Consider the following 24,162-nt stretch of genomic DNA (forward strand, 5'->3'; position numbering starts at 1 on the left):
CGTTTCCACAAACCCAATTTTCCCATGAACGTTCCGAATTCTGCCGCCAACGGAGCGGATACCATTGACTATAGTGGACTTGGCTTGGCTTGCGCAGGAGGTGTGGTAGAAGGTGCTATCTATGAAATTGGCGCCCTTAACGCCTTACAAGATGCCATTGTCGGATTAGACCTGAATCAGATGAGCACATATGTAGGCATCAGTTCCGGTGCACTCCTGACGTCCTGTTTGGCAAATGGGGTAACCGTGCGTGCGCTTAGCAAAGCAGTGGTAGGCCATGCAGAAGAAGCCGAATTAAACTTTGAGCCCAATACACTTTTTGGGTTTGCCATAGACGAATATATCCAGCGGCTTTCCAATATTCCAAAAGCAGTCTGGAAGTCGGTAGAATACCTTTTCCAGCACCCTACCCAATGGTCTCTTTGGGGATCCTTGGGGGGATTCGGCAGGGTTATCCCAGCAGGTATTTTTGACAATAAAAACTTAGAAAAGTACCTACGGTTTGTATTTTCTAAAGTGGGGAGGAGCAATGATTTCCGAAAGCTCAAAGCAAAATTGCGCATTGTTGCCACCGACTTAGACACAGCGGAATTGGTGAGTTTTGGGGAAACGGGCTTTGATGAGGTACCCATTTCCGTAGCTGTTCAGGCGAGTACGGCCTTACCCGGTTTGTACACTCCTATAAAAATCGGAAAAAAATATTACATAGATGGCGTTGCTCGCCGCACGGTCCATGCATCTGCGGCATTGAAAGAAGGCGTTAAATTATTGTTTTGTATCAATCCAATCGTGCCGATCAACACCCGTTCCGGTGAAGTACAAGGAGAAGGCAAACACTTAAACGATTACGGACTTCCCGCAGTAATGTCGCAGACATTCCGTGTCTTGGTATTTTCCAGGATGCAGACGGGGTTTGAACGGTACAAAATGTTTTATCCCGATGCCGACACCATCCTGATTGAACCCCGAATGGACGATGACGAAGTTTTCTTCTCGAACATATTCAGTTTCTCGAACCGTCACAAGGTGGCTGAACATGCCTATCAGAAAACCCGCACCCATTTGCTCGAACAAGCAGAGATCATCCAGCCCAAATTGGCCAAACACGGACTGCGTTTAGACATCGAGGGCCTCAAAAAACCACGATCGCTGTATAATGAGCACGATTTAAATCAAGGAAGCTCCTTTTTTGAAGAAGCTCAGAACACTTTTGAAAAATTAGACATGGTGCTTCAAAGCCTCCGAAAAACCGTAGGTGTATGATTCCCGCAAACTTAAAAGGTTCCCTTTGGTTCTCTGTTGTGTTAGGTATGCTTCACCATAAGCCAAAAAAGCTTGATGAAGCGCCTTGGTAACCGACCCCACTTGCCCATTACCTATTTTCAGGGCATCCAACTGCACCACCCCCACAGCACCGTTGGTTGTCGAAGTTACAAATGCCTCTTGGGCCGTTTGTAATTCATCTATGTGTACGGGCCGCATTTCTACGGGGTACCGATCTTGCGCCAATTCCAAAATCACGCCACGGGTTATTCCCCGCAATATGCGGTCATGGGGTGTTACAACCACCCCCGTTTTCGTTACCAAAAAGAAATTTGACCGCGAAGACTCTGTAATCCATCCTTCCGGGTCAATGTACAACATATCAAAGGCTCCCGCTTTACGAATCTGTGGCAAAGCCCTAATCGGAACAATATAATTGAGCGTTTTAGCCTCTGCTATTTCCCGGACGTAAGGATGGGCAATTAGGAGAACGCCCTCGGTATAGTATTCCGGCTTAGGAGCTGGATAGGGGGCATCAAGCACAATCAGATTAGGAGTCGTAGGATGGTAACTATCCGACGAGAAGCCACCCGTCAAAACCAACCTCAAACCAGCGCTCGGATGACCATTGGCCGCAATCAATGAATAAATATGTGCCTTCAGTGCTGTTATAGAAAGCGGTATTTCAAGCCCCAAGAGCGCGGCAGAATGCTGGAAACGTGCCAGATACCTATCCTCAAAAAGGGGTATCCCATTGACCACCCGCATAAAATCAAAAACACCATAACCGCGCAACAAGGCCAAGTCGGTTACATGCAGTTTGGCATCGGCTGTTGAAACCACATCGCCATTAAGACCAATAAAAGGCGAGGAGAAAACAGGAACAGTAAACATGAATTCGAGGTCGTCAAAGGTTTATGAAAGGGCGGTTTGTTGAATAACAGTATGGAGCATAGTCAAAAAATCGCTCAAGGCCAATTCATTGGTAAAAGGGATTTGATGAAATCTACCACGATTACAATACATCCAGTGTGCCAGAATCCGGATTTCATCTACCTCTTTCTGGCCGTACCGTTCAGGAGGTTTACGGTGGGGCGAAAACTGGTCTTCCACAACGGCTTGAAGCAGATGTAAGACCTGTTCTGTTTGCCAGCCATGCGGACTAAACCGAAGTGTCTCCACTTTTTTTCCAAAACGGATAAGGTGTACCAACAGCGCGCCTTCTTCCATAAGCACAAACGCTCCATTATGATCCCGGACAGGCGCGGCAATGTGCTTCCGTCCTTGCAATATCCGATCAAACATCTGTAATTGATCTCTAAACCATCGTGCTTCCTCGAAGGCTAAAGCCGTTGCTGCTTTTTTCATCTTATGCTGCAAGGCCGTTCGAACACTTTCATTTTCGCCCATTAGAAAATTCCGCACCATTTGTACGTGATCGGCATACGCTACCCTCGCTTCAGGTTTTGCACACGGGGCTTCGCAGCGACCCATTTCGTGATAAATGCAGACCGCTTTCCGGTTAAACGTACTTTCGTCACACTCCCTTAGGCGAAAAAGCTGGTTAATCCATTCCAAAGTCTGCTCGGCTTGTTCACGATTTGCCAAAGGCCCAAAATACTCGGCTCCATCATTTAGTACCACATATTTCCATCCAACCGTTGGGAATGCAAGATGGCTATTGAGACAGATAAACGGTGCATTTTTATACCGAACCAATGCACGGTTAAATTTAGGCAGGTGTTGCTTGATGAGCTTAGATTCATACAGCAAGGCATCCAGCTCTGACGGCAAGGCATCCCACTTAATGTCCCGCACTTCCCGCACCAGATTTTGGGTTTTCTTGGGGTGATTTTCAATGGCCCGAAAGTATGAAGTTACCCGATCCTTTAAACGCCTTGCCTTCCCTACATAAATCAACCGCTTTGACCGATCATACATTCGATAAACACCGGGGAGATCTGGAATTTGGGGCAAGATTTTTTCTCGGATAATGGGAATGTGTTTGGGCTCCCCCTTCGTTTGCGCATAAGACTTGTATTGGAAACGAATTGCCTCTTCAATGGTGCTGATATTGAATTCAGTATCGAGGATACGTGCCAATTGTACAAAGATTTTGGCGGTAGCTTCGGCATCTGCAGTGGCCCGGTGGTGGTTGACAATGCGGATACCAAAATGGTTGGCCAAGTTTTTTAGACCGCGAGAAGGAAGACGTGGCAATAACCGACGCGCCAGCCGCAACGTACACAATTTTTTTTGCTCTAAGGCTGGCAACTCGGCCCGCTCCAATTCTGCCGACACAAATCCATCGTCGAAAGAAAGGTTGTGCGCGACCAAAACCCCATCTCCCACAAAGGCCAGAAAATCCATAAATGCTTCTTCCGGTGGGGGCATATTGACCAACATCGCCGTATGAATGCCTGTGATTTCGGTAATAAAACGGGGCACAAATTTGCCCGGATTGACTAATTGGGAAAAACGAGCCACCTCCACCCCATTCACCAATTTAATAGCCCCTATTTCAATCACACGGTCTTCGTCCGGCTTCATGCCAGTCGTTTCTGTGTCAAATACCACAAAGGTGTGATTGGTTAAAAGCGTCACAGATAATAGCGTGGTTATGGCATTAAATAGCCCAATACTCCAAGACGGCCTTTCAACTCGGAAACATGCGCATGCTCAACCATTATATGACGGTTTTCTGCGCGTAAAATAAGCTTAGACAATACCGGATCCGTCAGGAACAACTGCAACAAATCCGGGTCATCATCCAATTTAAAAACCTGATAAGTCGCAACAGCCCGTATGGGACGGATTCTTGTTCTTATTTTCACAATAAATTCCAACCAATTTATTGGCCATTCGGTGATCGGCACCTCCACTACCCGCTGAAAGTCTTTTATCCGCTCATTTGCCTCCTCGACCGTCGTACAGTTCTTCAGAAAGCTCCGAAAATCTGCCCGAAACCGACACGTAGCCACTTGTTCGGCAAATCTACTTAAGTTCGCCTCTTTAATGCTGTCGGGTTTGGAAATCGTGATCATCAAAAAATCCGGATCTAGTTCTATATTGGTTTTTCCTGATTCAACAATTTCCTTTTTATACACATATGTGGGTGCTTGACCAAAGAAATAAGCGCCTAAATCAGTTAATCGTACATATTGAATACCATCAAAAAGAGTAAGATACTCCTCATCTGGAACACGAATTTCATCATTAATGGGGTCCGTATAGGCAATTTCAACCAAACCCAAGGAAGCCATAATAGAAAAGAATGATCTCACAAATGGTAGTGCCAAAACCTCAATTATTTGTGAAAAAGATATTTCTTTTTTTATGAAATTAATCTTATCATTCTCTCTAATGGCTGAATCCAGATAAAGATCTTTAACTGAAAAAGATTGAATATAACTAAAAAAAACATCGTTCATGTGATACATCCATTGGGCAATATGTAGCGGAGAATACCATACTTTTTTTTCAAGTTTACGCATTAACTCCTGCAACTCCTGCAAGACGGGTTGTAAGTTTTCATCAAAAGAAAAATTGGTATTAGGTTTATAAATATACGAAAAAAATATCTTCTTTGTTATATGGTTTGGCATCATAAACAAAGCATCTAAAATATGTTTCAATATCACTAAAGGTTGATCATAATGAATTTTTATACCTAAATTAATAAATAAATTCGCCAATAAATTCGTCATAACGAATGCACGAGGTCCTTTATTTTCTTTATATAGTTCTTGAATTTTTGCTACTTTTTTCAACTCTTTAAGCGTAGATATCGAAATTTTATTGGTTGCAGTTTTCTGGATAGTTACTTCCCTAAAATAAGTCACCAAAGTATTCACATGTAAAGGTGCATGACCGTCAGATTCTATATCATAGCGTTGCCAATCTGCTAATATTTCTGACTGTTCAGCATATAGCAACTTAGAGGGTAAAATACTTTTGAACCACTCCCTTAATATCTTTTTTATTTCTTTACTAAGATCCACATCATAAGCATTGGTATATGAAGAATAACCATATCTACTACTATTACGGAATATTTCATATGCTCTTTCTACATCTCGATAATAATTTTCTTGGTTGGTTTGATAAAAAATGATGCCAAAATTTTCTTTTAAAGAACGTGCCGATAACGAACCAAAGCATGCAACCTGAAAGAAGATTGTTTTCACTTCTTCGGGAAGTGTATTATAAAAACGTAAAAAAGATGTCCGGTTTCCCCAAATAGTAGCTATAGCAGTGGCCAATGCTTTTTTAGAAGGTTGCTTAATAGGTTTTAACCAAACATTTGGAATTTTTATATCCACTTTTCCGGCATCAGAAACAAGATAAGGCAGGATATAGTCATCGTAGAAAATTTTTAATGACTCTATACCTTTATCCCTTAGCAATGCAGATTGAATAATAGCTTCTGGAGATTTACCCATAACTTCTTCTTCGGATTGAATAATACCTTGTGAAGATCTACCCAGGACTTTTTCTTCGATAACGCGCCTTGGGCGTCCACGTCTTAGCTGGTGTGCCATCTTTTATTCTGTTAAGTCCCAAAAATATACAAAATATCATCCTCCGAGAGTGACTTAAGCATCCCTTCGTCTGAACTAATAATGGCTTCTACTAAGGCTTGTTTCTGTAGTTGAAGTTGAACAATTTTTTCCTCAATGCTTCCTTTGGTAACAAGTTTATGGCTAAATACGGTTTTATCCTGGCCAATTCGGTGTGTCCGGTCTATTGCCTGTTGCTCGGCAGCGGTATTCCACCACGGATCAAAAATGAACACATGGTCGGCGGCAGTTAGGTTAAGACCCGTCCCCCCTGTTTTTAGGGTCATAACAAAAACCTTGGTTTCGGGATCTTCCTGAAACCGTTGCACCAGTTCTTGTCGGTTGGAAGTTGCTCCCGTCATGCTCACATAGGGAATCCCCGCTTGTTCCAAATCGTTCCCAATGGCTTCCACACCCGCCAAATAATGGGTAAATATCAGCGACTTGTGCCCATTCAATGCCGCATCTGTCAATTGCTCCATCAAAACACTGCGCTTGGGCGACCGGATCCGGCCATCGCTTTTCGCTTCGGGAATACTTGCAATCTGACGAAGTTCATTCAATGCCTGAAAAATAAAGAACTGTGTTTTGGCGATGCCGTCTTTGGCTACCTGATTTTGGATGGTATCCACATAGTACCGACGTCGGCGCTCATAGAAAGCCCGTTGGACGTCGTTCATTTCCACCCAAAGTGTCTGATCTACACGGTCTGGTAGTTCCTTGGCCACTTCGCGTTTTAATCGTCGGAGGATGAAGGGATATATTTTTCTCTTTAGTTCGTGTGCAGCCTCTTCGTCCTGATTTTTTTGGATGGGAGTGGCGTAACGCTCAGAAAAATCTTGCTCACTTCGTAGCATAGCAGGGTTTAAAAAACGAAACAAAGCGTACAGTTCGCTCAAATTATTTTCGATGGGTGTACCAGAAAGGGCGAGACGCACGTCGGCCTTGATCATCAAGGCAGCTTTAGTCGCCTGTGTCTGTAAGTTTTTAATGTTCTGAGACTCGTCAAGCACCACATAATGAAACTTTCGGTCCTTAAACGCCTCAATATCACTCCGTAACATGCCATAGGTTGTCAGGATTAACTGATGCTTGAAGGCTTCATCTAAATCTCGATTTTGGCGGTAATAGGTATAAAATCGTAGGCTGGGGTTAAACTTTGTTAGTTCAGCCTCCCAGTTGAACAACAAGCTAGTGGGCATTACTACCAGCGAAGGCTTTTGTTCTGCCGGATAAACCGTACTCAACAGGGCAATGGCCTGAGCCGTTTTTCCAAGCCCCATATCATCTGCCAGACACCCTCCTAAGCCATGCTCCCGGAGGTAATCCATCCACCGTACCCCATATTCTTGATACGGACGTAAATGCCCCTGAAACTGATTGAGGGACATATCCCGATCTTGGACATGGTTAAATCCTTTATATACCGACCATACCTCTGGTAATGATGTCGCTCCTTCTAATTGCTGCTCGATCATCGAAGCCGCAATGGGTAAATCGAAAAACGAAATCCGAGCACCTTCTTGGTTTACATCCGAAAAAATCCGCTCTAATTTGCGAATATAAGCCTCATTAATCAGCGCTTGTGAACCATCGCCCAACTGTACGTATCCTGCTTGGCGCACCTCCGTCAAAACATCAAACAACGAGAATCGTTCCCCTTCCAACGTAAGAGAAACATCTCCAGCGAGGTAGTCAATCCCACTATCTAATCGCATATCTAAATTGGGCGTGACAAAACGGATTCGATAAGACCTTAGCTTTTCTGCACCAAATACCGGATATTTTTGTACCAAGCTGTAAAGATGTTTATAAACAAATTCATGGGCCAACCCTCTTTCAATCAGCAACGTATCCCCTTCTCGAATAAACCCGTAATCTTGTTTCCCTGCTTTGCTTAACGTCCGTTGGAGTTTTCCAAGCAACCCTTCCAAGACCTGAAATACCTCCCCAAGCGGCTCCGTCTGAATTGGGCGCACCACAATCCGGCTTTCAAGGTCATCAATTTTGACGGAAACACTCACCAAAGAGGCTACAGCAGATGGTAGTAGTTCCCCTGGAATAGCTGAAGACACACGCAGATAGAGGGCATCAAGCGCATCTACTTTATCAAAAAAAAGGCCTACCCGAACTTTTAGCAATTTATCCCAAACCGTTTCATATTGCTGCCAAACCAATGAAATGTGTTGCGACAAAGAGAACAGAATACATAAGAACGGATGAATGTCTTTGGTCTCTAACGTGGCCTCCAGATGTTGAAGCTCATTCCACGTCGGCCCGAGCGGTGGTATTTCGTAAAGGCTATTCCTTACCATAACCCAGCCATCCGCCACCATCAAAGGTGAAGAGAGTACTTTTTCTCCTTCCCGAAGTTGGAGTTTCGCCTTCCAAACACCCATTTCATCAGATTCTAACAGGTGCATTTCTAATTTTGCCTTTTCCGAAGCATATTTGACCGCTGCCCCAGTTGCGGTTATAAAAAACGCAGAATGTCGCAAGTATTCCAGAACGAGGGGTACTTCATCTATCACATAAGAAGTCTCCACTTCTGTTCCTTTAGCAGTACTCCAAATTTCACCCCAATCATTTCCGGACGGCTTCTTGCCGAACGCATAGGACAATGTTTTGAGCACTTGTCGTGTCTCCCCTTCATATCCCAGATAATCTGGTAAGAAAGAAACAGGCTTTTTATCCGGCCCCAGGATGATTAGCCGTCCCCCATGCTCCGGAGAGACATCCAGACGAAACCACAAAGGCGAAAGTAATAACTTACCCGAATGTAGGGTGCGGTTGGAAACTTTTAGCCTTTGAAATAAATCTTCAATACCCATTTAGACAAAGATTAATACAATTAAGCACTTATTTATACAGCATTTACACCAATTAAAATATTTTTTAAACTTATAAAATGTTTTTTCTATTTAAGCAGGCTGTGTTAACATAGTTTATGTTAAGCATTTTACAAAATGGATTCCCGTTTTCGCGAGCATGACGTACTCGGCACTTAAAAGCCCGTCATGCCCAACTTGATTCGACATCCATAACATAAACTATTCAAAAAAACCTACTTATTGGCAAATCAATCCTCTGTTAGGCAGGATAGCGCTATAAAAAAAGGCAATCAAATAGATTGCCTTAGGTAAAATAACAAAATTCTTTTGACCAAATCAGTACATGCAAAACCGTGATACTAAAATTCGAATTCTTCGCGACTGTTTTTTCGGGCTACTCGGTCAGACTTTTGACGGGCTAAACGATTGGTTTCCGAAGGCTTTGTATAGGCAAGTGTTTCACGATAGATTCGAAGCACTTTGCTACGGTTGATGGTGCGTTTAAAGCGGCGAAGGGCACGGTCTATAGACTCGTTTTCCCGAATTTTGATCCCTACCAAGGTTTTTTAGGTTTTTAATTTTTACAATTGTTTATTCAAGCCCTGCAATAAACAAAAAAAATCAACTAATTTCAATACCGCAAAGAAGATTCACATTCTTAGGAGGCTATTTCCCCACCGATGTCGTTGTTTGAACAGCTCTATGGAAGTTTTTGCAGGAAATTAGACACCCAAACACAGATCAATCACCTCAGCTAATTAGGGAAATGGGTTGGGTTCTCGATTCGTGCTTTTTCACCTCTAAGCAGATATTACGTTAAACGCTATATACCCGTAGAAGCATCAAAGCGAGGTCACATCATAGTGTGTCTGATTCGACGAAGGCGGTGGTGTCGAACAGACCTTGAATGACGCGGGCCTCTGTTGCAGACCAGAGGCCCTTTTCTTATTTTAACCACTCGTCCTCATGAACCATTTATAACTTTTCGCGATGTTCAGTACCATTTTTCCTAAAAACCTGCATATTGCGAATATGGTTTTTGCTCTCTTATTTTTTTCATCCGCCATTTTGCAATATAATGACCCCGATCCCATCGGTTGGACGGTCATTTATCTAATGGCAACGGCGGTTTGTATCCAAAGTGGACGTGGTGCTTTGGCATGGTGGGTGCCGCTGATTTTGGTTGGGATTGCGGCTTTATGGGTTGCAGACATTGCGCCGATTTTTTTGGGAAAGACAGATTGGGGTCGCATGTTTGAGTCTTGGAAGATGACCGATCCTGTGATCGAAGTAGAACGAGAAGTTGGGGGCTTGATCATTATTTCTTTGTGGATGATGGTATTATCCTGGGCCACCTTTAAATTCAAATCCCACTAAAAAAGCCCCCGACACCGTGTCAAGGGCTTTAAAACACTTTATTTGGCAGGCCAACTTAGTGAAAACCAATGCCCAATTTAATGACGAACTGATTGAGTTGGCTGTCGTCCGCTGCGTTTATCGAGATACCACCGACGGTTGCACCCGTTTTCAAGAACGAAGACACTCCAACGGTGTAGTTAATTTCGGGATAGAGACTAAGGCCTCCCAGCCGCAATTCTACGCCTCCCCCAATACTGGCTGCAACATTAAGAGACTTGATGGCATCCTTAAATTCGTCATTATCGGAACCAGCCGCTACACGGAGCAAAGGACCTGCCACCAAATAGGGCTTGAGTAGCGGCGTATTTACCCGCAGCCGAAGATCAACAGGCATTTCTACAAAACTTGCTTTGAATCCTTCCGTATTTCCGGAAGAAAGCCCCTTGTACAAACCTTCTGCATCTGAGTAGCGAAGACCAAGGCGCAGGCCTACATTACGGCCCATTCCATAAAAAATACCCAGATGCTTGCCTTGTGCACTTTCAAAAGATTCGGTCACATTGTTGACTTTTGCATCCGAGAGTTGGTTGAAAGTAAGCCCGCCTTCAATGCCAAATTGGGCATTCGCAGCAGGTGTCAGGAGGAAAATGAGGGCTACAAAGCCCCAATAAAGTTTTTTCATGGTAGCAATCATTTGTGTGGATCAAAGGTTTTGGTATTACTAATAAGAATAGGCGTAATACAATTAAAGCATATACCAACAGAAACAAAAAGGGTTTCTGGTCTTGCTTCGTTTATATATACGTTTGGCGTCGATTCCAAAAAATTACACATTAATACCCGAAACTTTATAGATCTGACCCATCCCAATATCCACCAAGTATCACCGGAACTTCATGAAGCTATTCCCCAAAAAACATAAACCGCCAGAGGCACTCCCCGGCGGCTTATATCCGTTTCGAAAGGTTGCTTAGAAGGCCAAGGCCCCTGTTAAAATTTCATTTTGCTCGCGGGTATGGACCTGTGCCAAACCTGCTGCAGTACTTGCCGAGGCATTCCGGCCCACATACCGAACAGCTTTCGCCCTTTTGTTCCCCTTGGCAATCTGCGCATTCAGGTAGGGCTGAACAAACCGCCATGCACCCATATTTTCCGGCTCTTCTTGTACCCAAAGTACATCTTTTGCCCGACTATAGCGTTTGATTTCGGCGAGCACCTCCTCTTCGGGGAATGGATAAAATTGCTCCAGGCGAGCAAGCGCAACATTCGCTCCTTGAAGCGTCCCCCCTTCCGACTCGATGCGCTCCAGGAGATCAAAATAGACCTTTCCGCTACAGAATACGAGTCGCTCGGTCTGGGCAGGATCAGAAACCGCAGGAATAAGCGGCTGGAACCCACCTTTTGTGAAGTCTTCGGGCTTTGACACCACGTATTTGTGGCGCAGCAAACTTTTAGGAGACATCACGATCAGGGGTTTCTTCACCTCCATTTTGGCCTGACGCCGGAGGGCATGGAAATAATTTGCTGGCGTACTAAAATTGCACACTTGAATATTTTCTTCAGCGCAGGCTTGTAGAAAACGCTCCAAGCGGGCAGAGGAATGTTCGGGGCCTTGGCCTTCATAGCCATGTGGCAGGAGGCAAACGAGGCCGGAGTGCTGATTCCATTTTGCCTCGGCAGCAGCAATAAACTGATCAAAAATTATTTGCGCACCGTTAAAGAAATCGCCAAATTGCGCCTCCCAAATAGTCAGTGCCGAAGGATCAGCTACCGAGAAGCCATAGTCAAAGCCCAGAACCGCATATTCGGAAAGGAAAGAATCGAAAGCTGCATAAGGAGCTTGTTCTTCTGACAGATGGTTAAGCGGCACATACACGCCTTTGCTTTCCATATCGTGCAAGACCGAATGCCGATGGCTAAATGTGCCACGTTGCGAGTCTTCCCCACTAATCCGAACCTTGTGGCCTTCGAGTAAAAGGCTTCCAAAAGCAATGGCTTCACCCAACGCCCAGTCTATCGAACCATTTTCGCGGTACGTCTTTTCCCGTTTTAAGAATTGGTTTTTTAATTTGGGATGCACATTAAAATCAGAAGGCCATTCTGATAGCGCTTTAACAATCAAGTCCACTTTATCAAGGCCAATTGCCGTTGGATAACGGAACTGATATTTGGGTTTCGCCTTTGGTTTTTCGTCGGATGCCACCAGCTCTTTGGTACGATCGAACGCCGAATGAAGGGTTGCCTGAAACGCATTCATCGCTGCTTCGGCTTGCTCAATGGTCAAGTCTCCACGACGCACCAACAATTCGAGGTATAGGTTTCTAACGGAGCGTTTACGTTTGATTTGTTCATACATGAGCGGCTGCGTGTAACTCGGATCATCTCCTTCGTTATGGCCGTATTTGCGATAACAAACCATATCTATCACGATGTCTTTGTTGAACACCTGCCGATAGTCCATAGCAAGCCGGGCTGCCCGTACACATGCTTCCGGATCGTCCCCATTTACCCGTAGCACGGGAGCTTGGATCATGAGGGCCATATCCGAAGCATATTGGCTGGAACGCGCGTCTTCGGGGTTCGTCGTAAATCCAATTTGGTTATTTACGATGATATGAATGGTCCCTCCTGTGCGGTACCCTGTCAATTGGCTCATCTGTAACGTTTCGGCAACCACGCCTTGTCCAGCAAAAGCGGCATCTCCATGTATGATAATGGGCAACACTCGGTCAAAATTCACATTACTGTTATGTTCTTCGACCCAGTACATCTCTTGGATGGCCCGCGACATGCCTTCCACAACCGGGCCAACCGCTTCAAGGTGGCTTGGATTGGCACACAAGCGGACGTTTACTTCCGAACCAGTTGGTGCCACAAATGTCCCCGAAGTACCTAAGTGGTACTTCACGTCACCGGAACCATGCATGGTATTCGGATCTATCATGCCAGAAAACTCGCGGAAGAGACGCTCATAAGGCTTATTGAGGATATTGGTCAGTACATTCAACCGTCCACGGTGAGGCATACCAATCACCACCTCTTTCACCTCTTGGTCGGCGGCATCACACAAAATGCGGTCCAAAATCGGAATCATGGTCTCCCCGCCTTCTAACGAAAAGCGTTTATGACCAATATATTTGGTATGGATAAAGTTTTCGAGGGCTTCGGCAGCATTGAGCCTATCCAAAATTCGTACTTTTTGTGCATTGCTAAGGGGGTCTTGCATCCGATGCGATTCAATGCGGTCTTGCAACCACTTTTTCTCTACCGGATCCGCAATGTGCATAAATTCCGCACCAACCTTACGGGTGTACGTTTCCCAGAGCGTATCGAGAATATCACGCAGCAACATTTCATCTTTACCACCCAAGCCATCGGAGAAAAAGGCACGGTCTAAATCCCAGATAGACAAGCCATATTCTGCCTGATCCAAGTCTGGAATGTGCGGTGGATCGTAACCCAGCGGATTAATGTCCGCCAAGCGGTGCCCACGCCAACGGTAAGCGCGGATCAACTGAATCACCCGGCCTTGTTTACGAATAAGTTCTTGCTCAGAATTATAGGTTCCACGGCCAATCCCAGGCGTGGAATCCATGGCAATGGAAAAGGGCGGTTGGGCAAGACCCAGATCTCGGAAAATCTGGTGATAAAATTTTTCGCCACCCAACAAAAGTTTACCGATATATGCCAAGAATGCACCACTTTCTGCACCCTGAATAATACGGTGGTCATAAGTGGATGTTAGGCCCATCACCTGAGAAATGCCCATTCGGCTTAGTTCATCTGGCGGCAAAGCAAGATATTCGGGTGGGTAGGTAATCGCTCCCGTAGCCACAATCAGCCCTTGACCAACCATCAGACGTGGGACCGATGCAAACGTGCCAATCATGCCCGGATTGGTGAGCGAAGCCGTTGTACCCGCAAAGTCTTCGGGCGTTAATTTACCAAGACGCGCCCGTTTGGTCAGATCATCAAACGAACCTACGAATGCGGCAAAGTTTTTCTCGTTGGCATTTTTAATATTTGGAACCACCAGTGCAGAACTGCCATCTTTATTGGTGGTGCTTACGGCAATACCTAAATTAATCCCACCTGGCTTGACATGCCAAGGCTTTTCCCCTTCGAAGCGATAAGCCGTATATAGGTTCGGATATTTTTTTAGCGCCTGTACCATTGCAAAAGCAATGATGTGTGTAAACGAAATCTTTGCTCCGCCTCTGGTTCGTTGAAACTCATTAACCAGCCGTCGGTTTTCTGCCATCAACTTTACTGGAACCGTAAAAAACGAGGTTGCTGTTGGGACAGACAAACTGTCTTCCATATTCGTAGCAAGCCGAGCTGGTGCTCCTTTTAACCAAACCGTCTCGCTTTGCGGTGGTATGGGCGGGTAGTTAATGCTTCGCCCCGTCTGTTTTGGTACCACCGATGGCGGTAGAATCTGCGGCGTTTGCTCCTTTTTTTGTTCCTGCGTGGCCACTGCGGTCTCGTATGCAGCTCGAGACTGTGCACTGGCTTGTGTGGCAGCTTCTGGACGGTAGTCTTTGAAAAACTCCTGCCAAACGCCACTAACGGATTGCGGGTTCTGGAGGTATTGGCTGTAAAGTTCCTCGATATACCCGGTATTATAGCCTAAATTATCCACGGTGTTAAAAGGGTTTTGTCGAATGTTTAGGGTACGAACCCATTAGATAAAAAACGTTTTGCAGGGATAGATGGTTGGGTATAATCAATCAGAATCGGCCATCTTCCAAAGAAAAACCTTTGAATTATCAACAGATTTTCGGGGAACATCCAAAGAACAATAATTAACACAGAAAAAATAATTAAATTACAAAATAAATAAGGCAAATCAATTGAAATGCCTTATTTAATAAATTAATTTATTTTAACAAATCTCTATTTCCGGAAGTACTGACCATTATTAGCAGCGGCAAGTTGGCGAAGGAATGGCTCATCCTGATCCTCACCGATTCCAATGCAATTAATCACGATTTTTTTTGAGCGGTTCTTAGAGGCAACTAAGTTCAGGATTTCTTGTGCACTGGCATCCGTTGGCTGTCCATCCGTTACAAAGAAAATGGCATCTATCCCTGAAACCCGGAAAGCCTGTTCTAAAGCGGCTTTTGCTGAAGTGCCTCCTCCAGATTGCACAGCGTCTATATATACAGCCGCCAAGTTTTTGTTGGTTGCTGAAGCCATAACTGGTGCGGAACGCCATGATTTTACTTTGTCTTCAAAAATCAACACAGAAAACTGCGTGCTTTCAGCCAGACCTTTAATTGTTGGAATCAACTCGCGTTTAGCGGACCCCAATTTGGTTGTCTGCTTTCTGATTTGGCTCCCAGCAATGTTCCCTAGGCGCCCCCCCACAGTTCGTTCTACAACATTCGCACCAGCATTGGCTGCCGCTGCGGTTGCCCGACCCGAAAGCCCCCCTTCATTTTTACCCTCCATACTTCCCGATATATCCATCACGAAGACAATGTTTTTGGCATCCGTGGAAATACCATAATATGTGGTTTGCTTTTTAAACAGGTAACATCCCGAGAATGATCCCAATAAAATGAATAGAACTAATAACTTACGCATAACAACCTCCCCTATAGTTTAATGATGAAATGAGATTCGATGGTGGTTTGCACTACTTTAATCAACGACAATACAGCATGAAACGGACAGGCATTCTCGTTAAGTTACCATGAATCTATTAATCATGTAACCTTTTCGTAAGACAGGCCGTTACTTCCGCGAACTGCACCCTAAACCCTATGCTTAGACAACGGCAAAAATTCCAGAAATTGGTTGAACGGCATAAGAACCGCGTGTTTTCCTTTGCGCGGTATTACTTAGGCAATGCCGAAGACGCCGAAGATGTTACACAAGAAGTTTTGTTGCGTCTGTGGCATCATGGGATGGATCTGGAAGAAACGGTTTTAGCCGCTTGGCTAACCCGTGTAACCAAGAATGCTTGTGTGGATGCTTTGCGAAAGCGTCAAACATATCAGGCAGCCGTCACAACCGATACGGAGCATGTTGCCCATTTGTTGATTGCCGACGAAGCACCTGCGCCGGATAAGATGTTGGAGGCAAAGCAAATCCGACAACGGATTGAAGGGGCGCTCCAGAAAATCGGAGAACCGTATCGCTCCATTGTGGTTTGCCGAGAAATCCAAGACATGGCATATGAACAAATCGCTGAGTCATTGGATATTCCCCTGAACACCGTAAAAGTATATTTACATCGTGCCCGCAAAATGCTCCGAGAACACCTAACCACCCAATTGCCCTATGAAACCGTTAACTCTTGAACAATTGGAACAGATGGACGCTTACCTTGCAGGAGCCCTGTCCGATGCCGAACACAAGCATTTTGAACACTTACTGGCCGATTCCCAGGCACTGCGTGATGAATTGCAACTGATACAGGACATGCGGCTTGCATTTACCCGTTTACCGGAAATGACCTGCCCAGACCGGGTAACCACACAAGTAATGGCGGCAGTAGATCAGGAGTTAAAAGCGCATTATCAGCAACGCTTAAGGGCTTTCTGGCATGTTTTAGTTGTACCGACGTGGCGGCCAGCCTTGGCAGTTGCCGCTTTGGGCCTACTTGTCGTTGCTGTTTTGGTGTTCCGTAACCCCGCTTTTGGACCTACTTCGCCTAAAGTAGCGCAACAATCGGGCAAACTTACCCCCAAAACTTCTGATAATGAAGCGCATCGGAAACGTATTGCTCCGATGCCCACCGAAGAACTTGCGGCCAACCTTCCCCCAACAACGGAAGCCCCAGGTCCTACAATACGTCCGACCTCGTTAGGTCATACGAAGCGCACCGTTCGCCGCGCAACACGTAAAGCCAAAGACGTCCTCGTAACACCATCACCCCGTGCTGATGAAACATTTTCGGATGAAGATATTGCTCTTGCAAAAGACCAAGCGCAATGGATCATGGCGTTCCTCGGTACGGTTGCCAAAAAATCAGAATCCATCCAAGCACAATATATGGAAGACCATGTGGTGGAACCCGTAAGACTGGCCGCTGCCGCTCCTTTCGAAGTGCTCAATCAATAATATCTTGAACAAAGAACGTGGTACCCGTTTTTTGTGATGGCTCCATTTTACGGCACGCAAAGCGATGCCAACCATTTTTAGCGTTCCTTCAAAACAAAATACAATCATGAAAATCTTTAAAAACCGCCTCGTGCATCTGGTTGTTTGGCTAATTCCCTTGCTCGTTTTTGGCAGCACCACTCATGCACAACCCATTGATTTTGACGCTTTAGATCGGTTTTTCGACGAAGAACCCAAAATTGAAGTAACCCTAAAGGGTGCGCTCCTGAGAATGGGCGCCCGCGCTGCCGAAGCAGAAGATCCCGAAGCAGCGGCCATGATGCGCGATATTCGTGGCATTTATGTGCGTGGCTATCCAGTCAAGGGCCGTTCTATGGAAGATATCGGACGTAAAATGACCGGAATCTCGCGGAACCTAAAAGGCGAAGGATGGGATGTCGTAACCCGTGTACGCGACGAGGAAAGTAATGTGTATGTGATGGTGAAAGAAGGCCGAAACGACGATGTTCTTGGCATGTTGGTGATGGTGTTGGATATGGATGACAAGGAGCCTATGGCAATGTTCGTTCACATTGATGGCAAAGTGGATCCGGATAAAATCGGACGTCTAACGGGCAACTTGAACATCAATGGTATGGAATATTTCTCTTCCAGCGGTAGGAGATCACATAACAGATCCCCTTATGTCCGCAATGTTTGCCCCGACGACGATGAAGACTGCATAGAGGCACCCAAAGTCCCTAAAATGAAGGAACATTGCGAAGAGGACGAGGAGGGCTGCGTGCAAATGCCGAGACTGCCAAAATTCAAAGAAACCTGTAAAGACGACGAAGAAGATTGTATAGAAACTCCCAAACCAATCAGATTTAAGGTTTCGTGTGGAGATGACGAAGAAGACTGTGTACCCATGCCCGTTGCCGCTCCCAAACCGCCGTCGGGGGTCATGCCACCCAAGGCGCCAATGCCACCAGATAGTGCTTGCCCCGCTCCAGGAAAACCAGGATACAAAGCCTGCATGAAAGCCAAACGCGAGGTAGATCGTTCGCCCCTTAATGACAAGAAGCCCAAAGATCGGGGACAAAACATGAACTTTAATGACAACGACTGGGATCATCCCGCCGTTCAAAAAGCCCTACGATATGCCGGAATGGCCCTCAATATTGAAGATGGCTTCGATAAATTGCTACACTTGGCGGGGTCCCCGCTTTCCAACATGGCACAAGCCCCATCCCTGACAAATTTGCCCTATCTGCAATATTCCGACGTTTTATCGGAAGTGCTAGTACCCCAAGTCCGGCTGAATACCAGACCGGATGTACAGGTGCTGGAAGGGCTGAATGGCAATGTGAAGGTGCGGGTGGTTTATGATAAAAAGGACCGCACCATTACAATAGACCAATAATAAACCAGCCCTAATCTATGAAATTACGTTATTTAACTTTGGCTTTGCTGCTTCCTCTTCTTTCGGGCTGTTTGGGTTCTTCCCATATGCAACAGGTTCGTTGGGATTTAGAGCGCCAACAAGAGAGTGGGTCTTACCGCAAAATAGTGGGTGTCCATGCCGGACCTGCACTCTTGGGCTTGGCCCGTTGGATCGTTTCATGGACCGATCAGGAAGATGATTGGGATGCTCGGCGGATTATGCAGCACTTTCACCGCGCTTACGTCCGCGTTTATGAATTCCGAGGACGCCCCACGCAAGCCTCGCTACGAATGCCCAAGGCTTTACGCGACCTCCAACATGACGGCTGGGAAACAGCCCTCAGTGTTCGGGAAGAAGGCAGCAATGTCTGGATGCTGTATAAAGAACGGTATGGAAATGTCCGCGATTTGTATATGGTGGTAGTAGATGAAGAAGACTTGGTTATGATACGGGCCAAAGGAAATTTCAACGAATTGGTAGAAGAAGCCATTGCGACACAAAACCCTGCTTTTCGTCTTAAACGAAAGCAGTAATCAAAACTCCCAAAAGGCATTTTTGCCTCCTCAAAAGGATGTATGGCGAGACAGTACATCCTTTTTTTATGCTAAGACGAGAAGTCTCATCAATTCAACTTTTAGATCTTTCCATATTGCAGCCAAAAGCCCTCAACATATCGCTATCCTTTTTTATATATTGATCAGGCTTTCGAATCACCTTTAAGCTTGTAACCACATGAAATGGTGTCTCTTTCTCCTCGGCCTTTTATCCCTGCATTGCAACCAAGCCAACACTCCCAAATCCATTGGACAAACGAAGATAAAATTACCGGAGGGCTTTGAAATTAATGTATTTGCAGACAACGTGATCAATGCCCGCTCCCTGAGCCAGTCTCCTGATGGAACGTTGTTTGTGGGGACTAAGTCTGAAGGCAAGGTATATGCCCTACGCGACGAAGATGGCGACGGCGTTGCAGAAAAGCGGTACACCATTGCCAAAAACATGAATACGCCAAATGGTGTTGCGTATCACGACGGTGCATTATTTGTGGCGGAAATAGACAAGATTTGGAGATTCGATCATATCATTTCTCACCTTACCAATCCTCCGAAACCTGTTTTGGTGACGGACGAATTACCCGAAGAAACCCATCACGGCTGGAAGTTTATTGCGTTTGGACCAGACGGGAAGCTATACGTACCTGTTGGTGCACCCTGCAATGTTTGTAAAGAAGACGATCCTGTTTTTTCCAGCATCCTACGCATGAATCCTGATGGAACTGGCCGCGAGATTTTTGCAAGTGGCGTCCGAAACTCCGTTGGTTTTAGTTGGCATCCGGTTACAGGCCATCTATGGTTTACGGATAACGGGCGTGATATGCTGGGAGACGACTTGCCACCCGATGAACTTAATCATGCTCCTGTGGCGGGCCTTCATTTTGGTTTTCCTTTCTGCCATGCGGGTGAAATTAATGACCCAGAGTTTGGGAAAGAAAAACCCTGTGGTCCATCTTTTACTCGGCCCGTCCAGAAACTCGGCCCTCACGTCGCGGCCCTTGGGATGCGATTTTATACAGGGAACCTTTTTCCCAAAACCTATAAAAAACAAATATTTATAGCAGAACATGGTTCTTGGAACCGAAGCAACAAGATCGGTTATCGGATCTCTCTTGTCCGTTTAGATGAACGGGGGCAAGCACATTCCTACGAAACGTTTGCCGAAGGTTGGTTGTCGGATGATGTCGTCAGTGGACGCCCGGTAGATGTACTCGTTTGGCGGGACGGCAGCCTATTGGTCTCCGACGACTTTGGGGATAAAATTTACCGAATTATGTGGCGCGGATAATTCATCCTGCCAAAAACCTCGTTTCTAAAGCCCAAACTCCGCCTTAACCTCGGCAAAAGCCGCGAGGGCCAAATCGAGGTCTTCGTGGGTGTGGGCCGCAGAAACCTGCGTACGAATCCGTGCACTTCCACGAGGAACAACCGGAAAGAAAAACCCAATCACATAGACACCTTTTTCCAGCATCCGATTAGCCACCCGCTGCGAGAGGGCTGCATCACCCAGCATCACAGGGACAATGGGATGAACACCTGGAATAATGTTTAGTCCAATCTTTTCAAGCCCTTGTCTAAAATAACGTGTATTGTTTTCCAAACGATCCCGAAGTTCAGTGGAGGCTTCCAGAAGATCAAGCACCTTCAGCGAGGCAGTTGTAATGGCGGGCGCGAGCGTGTTGGAGAACAAATACGGACGCGACCGCTGGCGAAGTATTTCCACAATTTCCTTCCGACCACTCGTATAACCTCCGCTTGCTCCACCGAGTGCTTTGCCCAACGTACCTGTAATCACATCCACCCGATCCATCACTCCACAATGTTCGTGTGTTCCTCTGCCCATTTTTCCCATAAAACCAACGGCATGGCTATCATCCACCATAACCAAAGCATTGTATTGATCTGCCAAGTCACAAATGGCCGCTAAATTCGCCACAATGCCATCCATCGAGAATACCCCATCGGTTGCAATGAGTTTAAAGCGTGCCTGACTGGCTTCTTTTAATTTCGTCTCCAAATCATCCATTCGGTTATTTTCATACCGAAATCGCTGTGCTTTACAAAGCCGAATACCATCAATAATGCTGGCATGGTTTAAGGCATCCGAAATAATCGCATCTTCTTCTCCCAAAAGCGTCTCGAACAACCCGCCATTGGCATCAAAGCAAGAAGAGTATAAAATTGTGTCTTCGGTTCCCAGAAACTGTGAAAGACGGTTTTCTAATGTTTTATGGATGTCTTGTGTCCCACAAATAAACCGCACCGAAGCCATGCCATAGCCATGTGCATCGAAACTTTCCCTTGCGGCTGACACTACTTCGGGGTGATTCGCCAATCCTAAATAGTTATTTGCACACATATTCAGGACTTCCCGTCCATCGGCCGTCGTAATGCGGTTATTTTGTGGGCTTGTAATCACCCGTTCCCGTTTAAATAATCCAGCGTCATCTATTTCGGCCAGATTTTTTCTAAGGTGTTCAAAAAATGCTGTTCGCATGTTATGCCTCCCAATTAAGGATTACTTTTCCACTCAGACCAGCCTTCATTAAGTCGAACCCTTGTTGAAATTCGGTATAATGGAAGCGGTGGGTAATAATTCCAGAAATATCCAATCCACTTTGAAGCATTGCCGTAGTTTTATACCATGTTTCATAAATTTTGCGCCCATAAATGCCCTGAATGGTGAGGCTATTAAAAATCACCTTATCCCAATCTATGACGGTATGGTTTGGTAGAATACCCAAGAGGGCAATTTTTCCACCGTGCATCAGGTTGTCCACCATTTGCGAAAATCCAGCAGGGCTTCCACTCATTTCCAAGCCTACATCAAACCCCTCGCGCATGTCCAGCTCCTGTTGAACATCGGCTAAACTTTCGTTCCGTACATCCACAACTCGGGTAGCACCCAGTTTTTCAGCAAGAGACAACCGATACGGATTGATGTCTGTGACCACCACATGACGTGCGCCAGCGTGGCGAGCAATTGCAGCCGCCATACACCCGATGGGTCCAGCGCCTGTGATCAGCACATCCTCTCCTAACAATTCAAATGTTAGGGCGGTATGAACGGCATTCCCCAACGGATCAAAGCAAGAAAGCACATCAAGATCTAGCCCGTCGGCTGCATGCCAGACATTTGCCGAGGGAATGGCAATATACTCTGCAAAGGCACCGGTACGGTTCACTCCTACGCCCATCGTATTTTTACACAAATGGCGTCGGCCTGCTAAACAATTCCGGCACGTACCACAGACGATATGACCTTCTCCAACCACCACCTCTCCTACCGAAAAATGTTCCACATTGTCGCCACAATCTACGATACACCCAACAAACTCGTGCCCAATGGTCATGGGTGGTTTTATGGTTCGCTGTGCCCATTCATCCCATTTCTCAATATGCACATCGGTCCCACATATCGAAGACTTCATCACACGGATCAACACGTCGTTATCCCCCATCTGGGGCTTTTTCACCGTTGCAAGGGCAACTCCCGGAGCAGCGGTTGGCTTGATGATGGCTTTCATATTTTTCAGCACATTGGTTTAACCTATCCGGATGATTCCGGTGTTATAGGAAGATACAACATTTTATAAAAGCGCTTCCAGAACATCTTTGGAAGTTTTCTGGAACCAGCAAGGTATGTCAAAACCAGCAAAGTATGTCAAACAGCGGAAGAAAAAAACCAGCCCTTTATGAAAGAACTGGCTGAGAACTGTATGGAAAAGCCTCCCTCTGCTTACCAAACACCATGAGTACTCAAGGAACAACGGGTAAATTGGCCCGTTTCCAGCGTTGAAGTCCACCCTGAACGCTCATAACATTACTATACCCCCAAGCCACCGCCTGACGGGCTGCCGAGCCTGCACGAGAGCCTGTTTGACAGATAAACATGATGGGTGTATTGGTGTTGAGTGGTAAGCGTTTAGGGGAGATTTCGCGCAAGGGCAATGGACGTGCCCCTTGAATTTCTCCATGGGATTTTCGGTCAAACTCTTCGCGGATATCGAATAGGATGGTACCGGATTTTAATAATTCATAAGCATCGTGTACTGAAACTTCTTTTACCCTAAAAACCGTGAGTTTCAGGTTTTTGGGTTTGCTTGGTGGCTCTTTTGTTTTGAACCAATCAAAGATAGACATGGTATTGATGAAGGTTAGCGTGAAGGTATATAAATAAACCACAAATTGGGATTCAAAATTAACCGGGTTTACGCGCTTGTAAGACCCCATATCGCAAAAGCCCGGTCCGGTGCCCGCTCCATAAAAGCCGGAGCATCAACAGATGCCGAACAAAAGGCCACCCGGAGTGGACAGCCAGTTTAATGCTGCGCCAGCGCAGTGCAGGCCGCACAAAAGACACACCAAAAGGTGCAATAGCTTGGGTCCAATCTTCGGTCTGCACGTCCATCAGCCCTACGGTTTTTGCATGGGCGGCATATGTGGAAAGGGTTTCAAACGAAGGGGCAAAAAAACCCTTAGACAACTTTTCCAAAAGCCGCTGATCAGACCGGGCCAGTTGTGTATGGGCTTCTCTATGGGTCCACATAGACATCAGCAACATACCGCCGGGCACAAGCATTCTTGCACAGGATTCCATAAATTTTCGTTTATCCGTTGCATGTTCTACACTTTCTATGGCCCAAACAAGATCAAACTGACCTGGCAAATAAGGAGGATCCAATGCATCTCCTACATCAAATCGTACTTGATTTGCAAACCGCAACGAGGTGGCACGTTCTTGTGCCCGTTCCGCTTGGCGTTCACTGATTGTAAGACCCGTTACAAACGTCGCATTTAATTTTGTCAGCAAATAAATACTGCCCCCGCCAATTCCACATCCCAAATCCAACACCATTTTTGCTTGCGAGACCCCACCCCAATTCAGAATGCGTTCCATCATTTGCTCTTGTGCCGTCGCCACATCGGTACGATCCTGCTCAATGGGATCAAACCACGCTTGGTGCATGTGTTCACCATATACCCCTTCCCAAACAGAGGAAGTTGCATCATAAAATTGCGCAATTTGCCGATTTATTGGTTCATCGCCCATGCTCAAAGGGATAAGCGCGTTCAAACAAAAAAAACCACCAAGTAGGCAG

General features: G+C 45.8%; 19 protein-coding genes. 7 read left to right on the forward strand and 12 right to left on the reverse strand.

From position 1 onward, the window contains the following. The first annotated feature begins 24 nt into the window (after positions 1–24). Complete coding sequence (locus JNN12_07120; protein MBL7978095.1) at positions 25–1,263, forward strand: patatin-like phospholipase family protein; 1,239 nt, start codon at positions 25–27, stop codon at positions 1,261–1,263. Here the strand turns inward: JNN12_07120 and JNN12_07125 are convergent. From JNN12_07125 to rpsU, 5 genes are all read right to left on the reverse strand, one after another. Then, positions 1,219–2,157, reverse strand: a complete 939-nt coding sequence (locus tag JNN12_07125) for an aminotransferase class IV family protein (protein ID MBL7978096.1) — start codon at positions 2,155–2,157, stop codon at positions 1,219–1,221. The genes JNN12_07120 and JNN12_07125 overlap by 45 nt on opposite strands. 21 nt (positions 2,158–2,178) lie before the next feature. Continuing rightward, the gene (locus tag JNN12_07130; protein ID MBL7978097.1) at positions 2,179–3,867 is read right to left on the reverse strand and encodes a DEDD exonuclease domain-containing protein; all 1,689 of its coding nucleotides are present in this window, start codon (positions 3,865–3,867) and stop codon (positions 2,179–2,181) included. Between the two features lie 14 nt (positions 3,868–3,881). Next, positions 3,882–5,804 carry a hypothetical protein gene (locus tag JNN12_07135; protein ID MBL7978098.1) on the reverse strand — a complete coding sequence of 641 codons (1,923 nt, stop codon included), beginning with the start codon at positions 5,802–5,804 and terminating at the stop codon, positions 3,882–3,884. Between the two features lie 11 nt (positions 5,805–5,815). Beyond that, positions 5,816–8,653, reverse strand: a complete 2,838-nt coding sequence (locus JNN12_07140; GenBank protein MBL7978099.1) for a DEAD/DEAH box helicase family protein — start codon at positions 8,651–8,653, stop codon at positions 5,816–5,818. Positions 8,654–9,012: 359 nt separating this feature from the next. After that, positions 9,013–9,213 carry a 30S ribosomal protein S21 gene (gene rpsU, locus JNN12_07145; protein MBL7978100.1) on the reverse strand — a complete coding sequence of 67 codons (201 nt, stop codon included), beginning with the start codon at positions 9,211–9,213 and terminating at the stop codon, positions 9,013–9,015. Positions 9,214–9,643: 430 nt separating this feature from the next. Here rpsU and JNN12_07150 point away from each other — a divergent pair, with 430 nt between their 5' ends. Beyond that, a complete protein-coding gene (locus tag JNN12_07150; protein ID MBL7978101.1) occupies positions 9,644–10,030 on the forward strand; it encodes a transmembrane 220 family protein in 387 nt (128 codons plus the stop codon). Between the two features lie 55 nt (positions 10,031–10,085). Here JNN12_07150 and JNN12_07155 read toward each other — a convergent pair whose 3' ends face one another. The 3 genes from JNN12_07155 to JNN12_07165 all read right to left on the reverse strand — a co-directional run bounded on the left by JNN12_07155 (position 10,086) and on the right by JNN12_07165 (position 15,487). Further along, entirely contained in the window at positions 10,086–10,694 is a 609-nt protein-coding gene (locus JNN12_07155; GenBank protein MBL7978102.1) for an outer membrane beta-barrel protein, read from the reverse strand. A 288-nt stretch (positions 10,695–10,982) separates the two neighbouring features. Next, entirely contained in the window at positions 10,983–14,654 is a 3,672-nt protein-coding gene (locus JNN12_07160; protein MBL7978103.1) for a multifunctional oxoglutarate decarboxylase/oxoglutarate dehydrogenase thiamine pyrophosphate-binding subunit/dihydrolipoyllysine-residue succinyltransferase subunit, read from the reverse strand. Positions 14,655–14,908: 254 nt separating this feature from the next. Continuing rightward, positions 14,909–15,487 carry a VWA domain-containing protein gene (locus tag JNN12_07165; GenBank protein MBL7978104.1) on the reverse strand — a complete coding sequence of 193 codons (579 nt, stop codon included), beginning with the start codon at positions 15,485–15,487 and terminating at the stop codon, positions 14,909–14,911. Between the two features lie 293 nt (positions 15,488–15,780). Between JNN12_07165 and JNN12_07170 the strand changes: the two genes are divergently transcribed. The 5 genes from JNN12_07170 to JNN12_07190 all read left to right on the forward strand — a co-directional run bounded on the left by JNN12_07170 (position 15,781) and on the right by JNN12_07190 (position 20,348). After that, positions 15,781–16,320, forward strand: coding sequence for a sigma-70 family RNA polymerase sigma factor (locus JNN12_07170; GenBank protein ID MBL7978105.1), 540 nt, complete (start codon positions 15,781–15,783; stop codon positions 16,318–16,320). Beyond that, positions 16,301–17,083: a hypothetical protein gene (locus JNN12_07175; GenBank protein MBL7978106.1), complete on the forward strand. Its 783-nt coding sequence runs from the start codon at positions 16,301–16,303 to the stop codon at positions 17,081–17,083. Before JNN12_07170 ends, JNN12_07175 begins: the two co-directional genes overlap by 20 nt. Positions 17,084–17,189: 106 nt before the next feature. Further along, positions 17,190–18,485, forward strand: coding sequence for a DUF4252 domain-containing protein (locus JNN12_07180; GenBank protein MBL7978107.1), 1,296 nt, complete (start codon positions 17,190–17,192; stop codon positions 18,483–18,485). Positions 18,486–18,502: 17 nt separating this feature from the next. Then, positions 18,503–19,039: a DUF4252 domain-containing protein gene (locus JNN12_07185; protein MBL7978108.1), complete on the forward strand. Its 537-nt coding sequence runs from the start codon at positions 18,503–18,505 to the stop codon at positions 19,037–19,039. Positions 19,040–19,238: 199 nt separating this feature from the next. After that, positions 19,239–20,348, forward strand: coding sequence for a sorbosone dehydrogenase family protein (locus JNN12_07190; protein MBL7978109.1), 1,110 nt, complete (start codon positions 19,239–19,241; stop codon positions 20,346–20,348). Positions 20,349–20,372: 24 nt separating this feature from the next. Here JNN12_07190 and JNN12_07195 read toward each other — a convergent pair whose 3' ends face one another. The 4 genes from JNN12_07195 to JNN12_07210 form a co-directional block, all read right to left on the reverse strand. Beyond that, positions 20,373–21,557: a glycine C-acetyltransferase gene (locus tag JNN12_07195; GenBank protein ID MBL7978110.1), complete on the reverse strand. Its 1,185-nt coding sequence runs from the start codon at positions 21,555–21,557 to the stop codon at positions 20,373–20,375. Position 21,558: 1 nt separating this feature from the next. After that, positions 21,559–22,587, reverse strand: a complete 1,029-nt coding sequence (gene tdh, locus JNN12_07200) for an L-threonine 3-dehydrogenase (GenBank protein ID MBL7978111.1) — start codon at positions 22,585–22,587, stop codon at positions 21,559–21,561. 232 nt (positions 22,588–22,819) lie between these two features. After that, the gene (locus JNN12_07205; protein MBL7978112.1) at positions 22,820–23,203 is read right to left on the reverse strand and encodes a hypothetical protein; all 384 of its coding nucleotides are present in this window, start codon (positions 23,201–23,203) and stop codon (positions 22,820–22,822) included. 58 nt (positions 23,204–23,261) lie between these two features. After that, positions 23,262–24,113, reverse strand: a complete 852-nt coding sequence (locus JNN12_07210) for a methyltransferase domain-containing protein (GenBank protein ID MBL7978113.1) — start codon at positions 24,111–24,113, stop codon at positions 23,262–23,264. Between the last annotated feature and the right edge of the window lie 49 nt (positions 24,114–24,162).

Source organism: Bacteroidetes Order II. bacterium (genome assembly GCA_016788705.1).
Classification (GTDB): Bacteria; Bacteroidota; Rhodothermia; order Rhodothermales; family UBA2364; genus UBA2364.